The 7,831-nt window shown below is 67.0% G+C and carries 8 protein-coding genes; 2 read left to right on the top strand and 6 right to left on the bottom strand.

The features are described 5' to 3' along the window. Window positions 1-103: 103 nt before the first annotated feature. From AB839_RS14175 to fabR, 3 genes are all read right to left on the bottom strand, one after another. The gene (locus AB839_RS14175) at window positions 104-652 is read right to left on the bottom strand and encodes a thioredoxin-like domain-containing protein (RefSeq protein ID WP_061479855.1); all 549 of its coding nucleotides are present in this window, start codon (window positions 650-652) and stop codon (window positions 104-106) included. Next, window positions 642-2,801 (bottom strand): TonB-dependent receptor, encoded by a 2,160-nt coding sequence (locus AB839_RS14180; protein WP_061479856.1) that lies wholly within the window; start codon window positions 2,799-2,801, stop codon window positions 642-644. Before AB839_RS14180 ends, AB839_RS14175 begins: the two co-directional genes overlap by 11 nt. A 277-nt stretch (window positions 2,802-3,078) precedes the next feature. Beyond that, window positions 3,079-3,735 (bottom strand): HTH-type transcriptional repressor FabR, encoded by a 657-nt coding sequence (gene fabR, locus AB839_RS14185; protein WP_061479857.1) that lies wholly within the window; start codon window positions 3,733-3,735, stop codon window positions 3,079-3,081. A gap of 92 nt (window positions 3,736-3,827) precedes the next feature. Here fabR and AB839_RS14190 point away from each other — a divergent pair, with 92 nt between their 5' ends. Both AB839_RS14190 and AB839_RS14195 read left to right on the top strand, forming a co-directional pair. Then, the gene (locus AB839_RS14190; RefSeq protein WP_061479858.1) at window positions 3,828-4,898 is read left to right on the top strand and encodes a ferredoxin reductase; all 1,071 of its coding nucleotides are present in this window, start codon (window positions 3,828-3,830) and stop codon (window positions 4,896-4,898) included. 11 nt (window positions 4,899-4,909) lie between these two features. After that, window positions 4,910-6,058 (top strand): acyl-CoA desaturase, encoded by a 1,149-nt coding sequence (locus AB839_RS14195; protein WP_061479859.1) that lies wholly within the window; start codon window positions 4,910-4,912, stop codon window positions 6,056-6,058. Between the two features lie 5 nt (window positions 6,059-6,063). On the opposite strand, the gene AB839_RS14200 is transcribed toward AB839_RS14195, so the two are convergent. From AB839_RS14200 to AB839_RS14210, 3 genes are read right to left on the bottom strand one after another with little or no spacing between them, the layout of a single operon-like run. Next, on the bottom strand, window positions 6,064-6,399 hold the full coding sequence (locus AB839_RS14200) for a tetratricopeptide repeat protein (protein ID WP_061479860.1): 336 nt from the start codon (window positions 6,397-6,399) through the stop codon (window positions 6,064-6,066). After that, window positions 6,396-6,974: a flavin reductase family protein gene (locus tag AB839_RS14205; RefSeq protein WP_061479861.1), complete on the bottom strand. Its 579-nt coding sequence runs from the start codon at window positions 6,972-6,974 to the stop codon at window positions 6,396-6,398. The genes AB839_RS14200 and AB839_RS14205 overlap by 4 nt, the downstream gene beginning before the upstream one ends. Continuing rightward, window positions 6,971-7,600, bottom strand: coding sequence for a superoxide dismutase (locus AB839_RS14210; protein ID WP_061479862.1), 630 nt, complete (start codon window positions 7,598-7,600; stop codon window positions 6,971-6,973). The genes AB839_RS14205 and AB839_RS14210 overlap by 4 nt, the downstream gene beginning before the upstream one ends. Window positions 7,601-7,831 lie beyond the last annotated feature (231 nt).

Here is a 7,831-nt window from a genome sequence, read left to right on the forward strand (position 1 = left end):
GGCCATGCCCGGCGGCCGTTCGCGCGATCCCGGTTTTTGTAGAGCCGAGCCATGCTCGGCTGCCGTTTGCACGGTGATGGAATGCGTCGAGCATGGCTCGACGCTACAGGTCAGGCGGGCAGCGCGCCTGCTGCTGCGCGCACGCGCGTTTCGTCCATTCCTTCAACACCGGCTGCAGGCCTTCATAGCGCCGGCCCTGCCATCCGTTGGCCAGCACCTTCCCATCCGTATCGATCAGCACCAGGTTCGGTGGTGCCAATCCGGCCAATGCCTGCAGTGCCGGCATGCGGGCGGCGCGGCGCGGGTCCAGTACCGGCCACGGCATGTCCTGCGCGTGCATGTAGCGGCGAAGCGCGCTCTCGCTCTCATCCTGACTGACGTACACCACTTCGGTATCGGCGCCGGCTTGGCGCAGGGCATCACGCACGCTGCGCAGCGTGGGTACGAAGGCATGGCACGGTGCACACCAGTCGGCGCCGAAGTACAGCGCCACCAGTTTCGGCGGCGACGACCACTGCATCGGCCGTAGCGATCGCTGCTCCGGCCGCATCAGCGAGGCCGAAACCTGCGCGTGCAGGTCCCCAGCCATCGCCGGTGCGGCCAGCAGCATGGCACAGGCCAGCAACAACGCTCGCAGAGCTTCAGAACGCATAGCGCAGGTTGACGTACCACGAGCGCGCGAAGCGCGGCCCGTAGACATAGTCGCTGTCACGCAGCGCGCCCACTTCCAGATCCTTCTGGCGCTGATCGAACACGTTCTTGACGCCAGCGGCTACCGACACTTCCTGCTGCGCCTGCGTGCCCAGATGGCGGTGCCAGCGCGCACCAAGATCGGTGACCAGGAAAGAACGTGTGCGGTGCAGCTCGCCCAGCCGGTTGTTCAGCACCGACATCGGCCCGGTATGGCGCAGCGCGACGAAGGTTTCCCACGGTTCGGCAGGCATCCAGCTGAGCTGCGCCAGGCCGGTCCAGCGCGGTGTCTTCAGGTAGTCGCGGCTTTCGATGATGGTATCGCCACCGTCGCCAGTGTCGTCGAAGATGCGCTGCGGTTCGCGGAAGCGCGAGCGGTACCACGAGGCACCGGCGGTCAGGCGCCATTGCGGCGACGGTTGCCAGCCGAGGTTGGTTTCCGCACCCAATACGTTGGAGCCGGAGGCGTTGTAGCGCAGCTGGCTCAGTTGTCCGTCATCGCCGCGCTGGATCTCGCCCAGCGCGAAGGTGTCGCGGATGCGTGCATAGGAGGCGGTGGCATCCCAACTCCACACCGGATTGGCCGGGTCCGAGCGCCAGTCAAAACCGAACAGGGTGGTCAACGCGCGCTCTTCTTTCAGACCGTCCGTGTTGCGCACTCGCACCTGTTCGCCGCCCAGCGTATCGACGTGCACATCCTCGACGAAGATCTCCGGCGCAGGGAAGCCGGTGGCGATGCCGGCGCGCCATTTCAGGTTCGGAGTAGCCTGCCAGGCCAGCGCGATGCGCGGCGAGAACACCGCGTTGTCCAGCTCCGAGCTCTTGTCCACGCGTGCGCCCAGCACCAGGTCGACGTTGTCGCGCAGGCTCCACTCGTCCTGGATGAAGGCGCCCAGGTTGTGGAAGGTCGCATCCTCCAGCAGCGCGAGACGTTGCCCGTCACCGGTGCGGTTGTCGTCGCGCAGCGCCTCGTGCTTGTACTGCACACCGAAGGCCAGCGCATGCGCGCCGCGGCGCCAGTTCAACTGGCTGTCGATGTAGTGCAGCGGGTTGTGGGTGCGGCCGTACTGGCGCCACGAACGCGAGGCCGCGCTGCCGGCCACGTTGCGGTCCAGCTGCAACGGGTCATAGCCGGGCGCCGAGGGATCGGTGACCACATCGCCCAGGCCGCCATAGAAACTGTCGCGGTCGATGTCGGCGAAGGCATAGGCCAGGCGGAAATCGACGTCGGCGGTGATCTCCTGGTCCCACGACACGCTGCCGCGCCGGTATTTCGTATCCAGCGATTCGGCGATGTTGGCCAGGTATTCGGGCTGATCCAGGCGATTGCCGCCGCGGCGGGTTTCATCGGTCACCTGCAGGTCCAGGCGCAGCCGCGTGCCCGCCGTGGGCGCGTACCAGGCCTGCAGCCCGCCGACCTTGAGGTTCTTGCGGGTGATCTCGGTGTAGCCGTCACCGTTGTAGTCGATGCCGCTGTTCCAGTTGCGCTGGGCAATCACCGAAAGCCCGGCGTCTGCGTCCTTGGCAACCAGGTCCAGTCGAACATCGGCGTTCTTCTGCGGCGTACCCTTCAGCACATCCACGCCGGCCTGCACATGGCCACCGCTGCGCGCCGGCAGCGGCGGAATCAGGTTGATCACACCGGCAACCGCGCCCGGTCCGTACAGCGCCGAGCCGCCGCCCTTGACCACTTCGATGCGGTCGACGAACCCGGCCGGGATCTGCTCCAGACCGTACACGCTGCCCAGCGTGGACAGCAGTGGAATGCCATCGAAGAGGAGCTGGTTGTAGGCGCCGGGCAGGCCCAGCAGCTGTACTTCGCTGGTGTTGCAGTTCTGGCAGTTGCTTTCCACGCGCAGGCCGTTGATCAACTCGGCGGCGCGCGAGAAGTCGGTGGCCGCGCGCAGCGCGATGTCTTCCTTGCGCAGCACTTCGGTGCGGATCGGCACGTCCGACAGCAGGCGTTCGCTGCGCGTGGCGGTGCTGACCTTGACCTGCACACGGTCCAGTTCGGTCGGTTTCGGAGTGTCGGCCACTGCAGGCAGCGGCAGGGTCAGGACAATGGCGGCGGCCAGCGGCAACCGTCGGAAGCGGTGGGGGATAGAGTGCATGAGGGCGTCGTCCTTGTAGGAAGAAAGGCGGCGAGGGCGACCTGGCTGACGCATATGAAAGCAATGACTTATGAATATAGCAAGTGCTATATAACGAAGCCGCAGCAATTTCGGGCGGAGCGCCGGCCGAGTCAGATCATGCAAGTGTTATAACATCACATCTGGTAACGACCACCCTGCCGGTGGTCATAGGCGGAGGATGGAATAGTCGTGGGGGCAGTGGGGACGGGGCCAGAGCCCTTTCCTTTGGAAAGGGATCCGCCCCGGGAGCGGATCGTCAGCCGCGGCGGAAGGCGGCAGGGGTACGTGCGCCGACGATGATCATGCGGATCATCGTGGAGATCTGATCGACCAGTTCCGGATCCTTCTCCGGCGGCAGGTCCATGGCGGTGGCACCCATCGCGAACACCAGCCGGGTGATGGCCTTGGCCACCAGTTCGGGGGCATGCAGTACGGCGCCATCCAGTGCGGCCAGGCGCACCAGGTCGTGCTGCAGCTCTTCCTCGAAATAATGCAGCTCGCGTTCGACCGCGTGCTTGAAGTCGTCCGAGCCGACCGCGCCTTCGCGCAGCAGTACGTGCAGCAGCTTGTCGTCGGCGCGCAGCTGCTCCATGAAGGTCTCCACCGAGACCCGCACCACGCTGGTGGCGGTGGAGGTGGCGCGTTGGCGGGCCTCGCCGATGATGGTGCGCAGCGAGCGGCCGGCCGCGTCGATCAGCGCTACGGCCAGTTCGTCCATGTCGCGGAACTGCCGGTAGAAGCTGTTCGGCGCGATGCCGGCCTCGCGTGCCACTTCGCGCAGGCTGAGCGTGGACAGGCTGCGGTGCGGCCCGATCAGTTTCAGGGCGGCGGCCAGCAGATCCTCGCGGCTCACCGTACGGCGGGCCGGGCTGTTGGCATCTTCAGGCGTCGACAAGACGGTGGCGGCGGCCATGGCGGTTCCGGTGGGGCGAGGCTGAATCATACCCAATCCGGTTCAATATACACATGTATACACAGGTGTATGTGCGCCCGTATAGTGCGCCTATGAGCGCTGTCGTCCGTCCATCCCTGTTCTCTCCGTACCGCTGGGTCTCGCCGTCGCTGTTCGATTTCTGGGCGGGCCAGATCAATCCCCTGTGGACCCTGCGTGAACCGGTGGCCCGCCTGGTCCGGCGCGAGCCGGCCGGCGAGGGCGCGGCGACCCTGGTCCTGCGCACCAACCAGCACTGGGCCGGCATGCGCGCGGGCCAGCACGTCACCCTGGGCGTGGAGATTGAAGGACGCCTGTGGCAGCGCAGCTACAGCCCCACTGCGCTGGGACCGCGCGAACTGGCGATCACCGTCAAGGCGGTCGAGGGCGGCCGAGTCAGCCAGCATCTGGTCAACCATGCGCAGCCGGGCGAGCTGTTCCGCCTGGAGGCTGCGTTCGGAGAATTCCAGCTGCCGGCCGCGGCTCCGGTATTGCTGCTGGCGGCCGGTAGTGGCATCACGCCGATGCGCAGCCTGCTGCGCGAAGCCTGCCAGCGCCCGCTGGCCGCGCCGGTGGACCTGTTCTACTGGGAGCGCAGTGCCGCCCAGCTGCAGTTCCGCGATGAGCTGCAGGCACTGGCCGCGCGCCAGCCGAACCTGCGTGTGCACCTGCTGACCACCCGCGAAGGCGATGTGCCTGCCGCACGCATCGATACCCACGATCTGCAGGTGGCCGGCGATGACACCCCGTTGGCGCAGCGCCACGTGCTGGCCTGTGGCCCGGATGGATTCGTTGCCGCTGCGCGCGAACGCCTGGCGCACCAGGTCGCGGGTTTCCAGGCGGAAGCATTCACTCCGCCGGCGCCGTTGCGTGATGCCAGCAGCGAAGGCGAAGTGTCGCTGACCCTTGCCCGCAGTGGCCGCCAGCTGAGCGTGCCGCGCGGCCGCTCGTTGCTGGAAAGCCTCGAAGCCCATGGCATCAAGCCCAAGCATGGCTGCCGCATGGGCATCTGCAACACCTGCAGCTGTGACCGCGTCAGTGGCGCCACCCGCCACCTGCGCACCGGCGACCTGCAGTCCGAGTCGGCACAGCCGGTACGGATCTGCGTGAGCGCACCGACCACCGACCTGACCCTGGATCTCTGAGGACGCCTGCCATGACCCGCGCCACCGACCGTGCCCTGAGTACTGCCGAGATGCATGCCTTCGGCGAGGAACTCGACGCGATCCGCGACCGTGTGATCGGCAGCCTCGGCGCCTCCGATACCCGCTACATCCGCCGCGTGGCCGCCGCCGTGCGCTGGTTCGGCGTGGGTGGCCGTGGCCTGCTGTTCCTGGCGGCGTTTTCGCCGCTGTTCTGGATGCCGCTGCTGTGGCCGGCCGCGATCACCGGCACGCTGCTGCTGGCGCTGTCGAAGATCCTGGAGAACATGGAGCTGGGCCACAACGTGATGCACGGCCAGTTCGACTGGACCGGTGATCCCAAGCTCAATGGCAACACCTACGAGTGGGACATCGTTGCCACCGCCGACAACTGGCGCAAGACCCACAATTTCCGCCACCACACCTACACCAATGTGCGTGGCATGGACGATGACATCGGCTACGGCCTGCTGCGCATCTTCCCGGAACAGCGCTGGAAGCCGTTCTACCTGCTGCAGCCGATCATCGCGCCGATCTTCGCACTGCTGTTCCAGTGGGGTGTGGCCGCGCAGGACCTTCGCCTTGGCCGCTGGCTGAAGGGCCGCATGAGTGCCCGTGCGATGTGGCTGCAGACCCGCCCGGTGGCGCGCAAGATGCTGCGCCAGGTGCTGAAGGACTACGTGTTCTTCCCGCTGCTGGCGGGTCCGTTCTTCCTCACCGTGATGCTGGGCAACCTGGTCGCCAACGGCCTGCGCAACATCTGGACCTACGTGATCATCTTCTGCGGGCACTTCACCGCCGAATCGGAAACCTTCCCCAAGGAGTGCCTGCGCAATGAGTCGCGCGGCCACTGGTACCTGCGCCAGCTGCGCGGTTCGTCCAACATCAGCGGTGGCTTCCTGATCAACGTGCTGTCGGGCAACCTCAGCCACCAGATCGAGCACCATTTCTACCCGGATCTGCCGGCCAACCGCTATGCGGCCATCGCCACGGAAGTGAAGGACATCTGCCGCCGCTACGGCCAGCACTACAACAACGGCTCGCTGCCGCGCCAGTTCGGCCAGGTGGTCTGGCGCATCCTGCGCCACGCATTCCCGAGCAAGCCGCGCCGCCTGCCGATGCCGGACATCATGTCCGCACCGGCATCGGCCAACGCGGGCTGATCGACTCAGCCCGCCTTCGCCGGGGCGGCCTGCTCGCGGTCGAGGCGTCGCAGGAACACCTGCATTTCCTTGCATGCCTGCTGGTCGCCCTTGCTGCCGGCCACGCTCAAGCCGCGCTGCCATGCCTCACGCGCCGCCTGTGGCTGGCCACTGGCCAGCCAGGCTTTGCCCAGCAGCTTCCAGGCTGCCGAGTACTGCGGATCAAGCACCACGCAGCGGCCCAGGTGGGTTGCCGCGCGTACCGGGTTGCCGGCATCCAGCCAGCCCTTGCCCAGGCCGAAGCGCAGCAGCGCGCCGTCCTTGCCTGCGGCAAGCATGCATTCCAGAGCTTCGATGTTCATCCGCGCACCTCCACCAGCAGTTCGGCCGGGCCGGGCTGGAAGCGGCCGCGATGGAACAGCAGCGGCGCGCCGCCGTTCTCGTGCACTTCGATGATGCGGCCGGCCAGCAGCAGGTGATCGCCTACCGGCCACTGCGCGTGGCGGGTACAGGTGAGATGGGCGACCGCACCGGCGATGCGCGGCGGGGCGTCCTCGTCGTCATCCAGCAATGCCAGGCCGTCGAAGCGGTTGCGCACCTGCGGATCGGCGAAGCGCCGGGCCAGTGCTTCCTGGTCGGCCGCCAGCACGCTGAGCGCAAAGCGCGTGGCGCGCTGGAAGGTGGACAGGCTCTGTGCGTGCAGCGCCAGGTTCCACAGCACCAAGGGGGGCTGCAGTGAGACCGGTACGAACGAGTTGATGGTCAGGCCGACCGGCTTGCCCTGTGCATCGCGCGCGCAGACGATGGCCACGCCGGTCGGGAAATGGCCGAGCAGCCGCCGCAGGGCACGCGGCGGCATCTCGACCGATGGCACCGGGGCCGGGGCGGGGAACACCCCTGCCCACGGCCCGGCGTACGGCAGTGTCTCGCCGCTCATGAGGCCCGGGCCTGGCGGTAGCGCCGGCCGACCTCGGCCCAGTTGATGATGTTGAAGAAGGCGCCGATGTAGTCCGGGCGGCGGTTCTGGTAGTGCAGGTAGTAGGCGTGTTCCCAGACGTCAAGCGCCAGGATCGGGGTATTGCCGGACAAGCCGACCGTTGCGCCCATCAGCGGGCTGTCCTGGTTGGCGCTGCTTTCCACCTGCAGACGACCATCGCGATCGATGGTCAGCCAGGCCCAGCCACTGCCGAAGCGGGTCTGCGCGGCCTTGCTGAACGCATCCTTGAAGGCATCGAAGCCGCCAAGGTCACGGTCGATGGCGGCGGCCAGTTCATCATCGGGTGCACCACCGTTGGGGCAGAGCACGGTCCAGAACAGGCTGTGGTTGGCGTGGCCACCGCCGTTGTTGCGCACCGCGCCACGCTGCGCCTCGGGCACGGCATCGAGGTTGGCGATCAGCGCCTCGACCGGTTGCTCGGCGATGCCGGCCTGCTCGATGGCGGCATTGAGGTTGTTGACGTAGGTCTGGTGGTGCTTGCTGTGGTGGATCTCCATCGTGCGCGCATCGAAGTGCGGCTCGAGGGCGTCATAGGCGTAGGGGAGCGGGGGAAGCGAGTACGACATCGAAGCAATCTCCGTGGGGAAGGCCAGAGGGCTGGCCGTGGGGAGATCGTTATCGCACCTCAACATTGGTTGAGGTCAAGGGGCGGGGGGGTGAAATGCGTGAAAGGGAGCAAGAGCGGCATGGTAGTGCCGGCCGCTGGCCGGCAATCAGCGAAGGTCGGGTTGCCGGCCCGCGGCCGGCACTACCAGACCCCGCTTTTCGAACCTCACCGGCGCGCTGATGTGCTGCCC

The organism is Stenotrophomonas sp. DDT-1, assembly GCF_001580555.1.
Lineage (GTDB): Bacteria > Pseudomonadota > Gammaproteobacteria > Xanthomonadales > Xanthomonadaceae > Stenotrophomonas > Stenotrophomonas sepilia.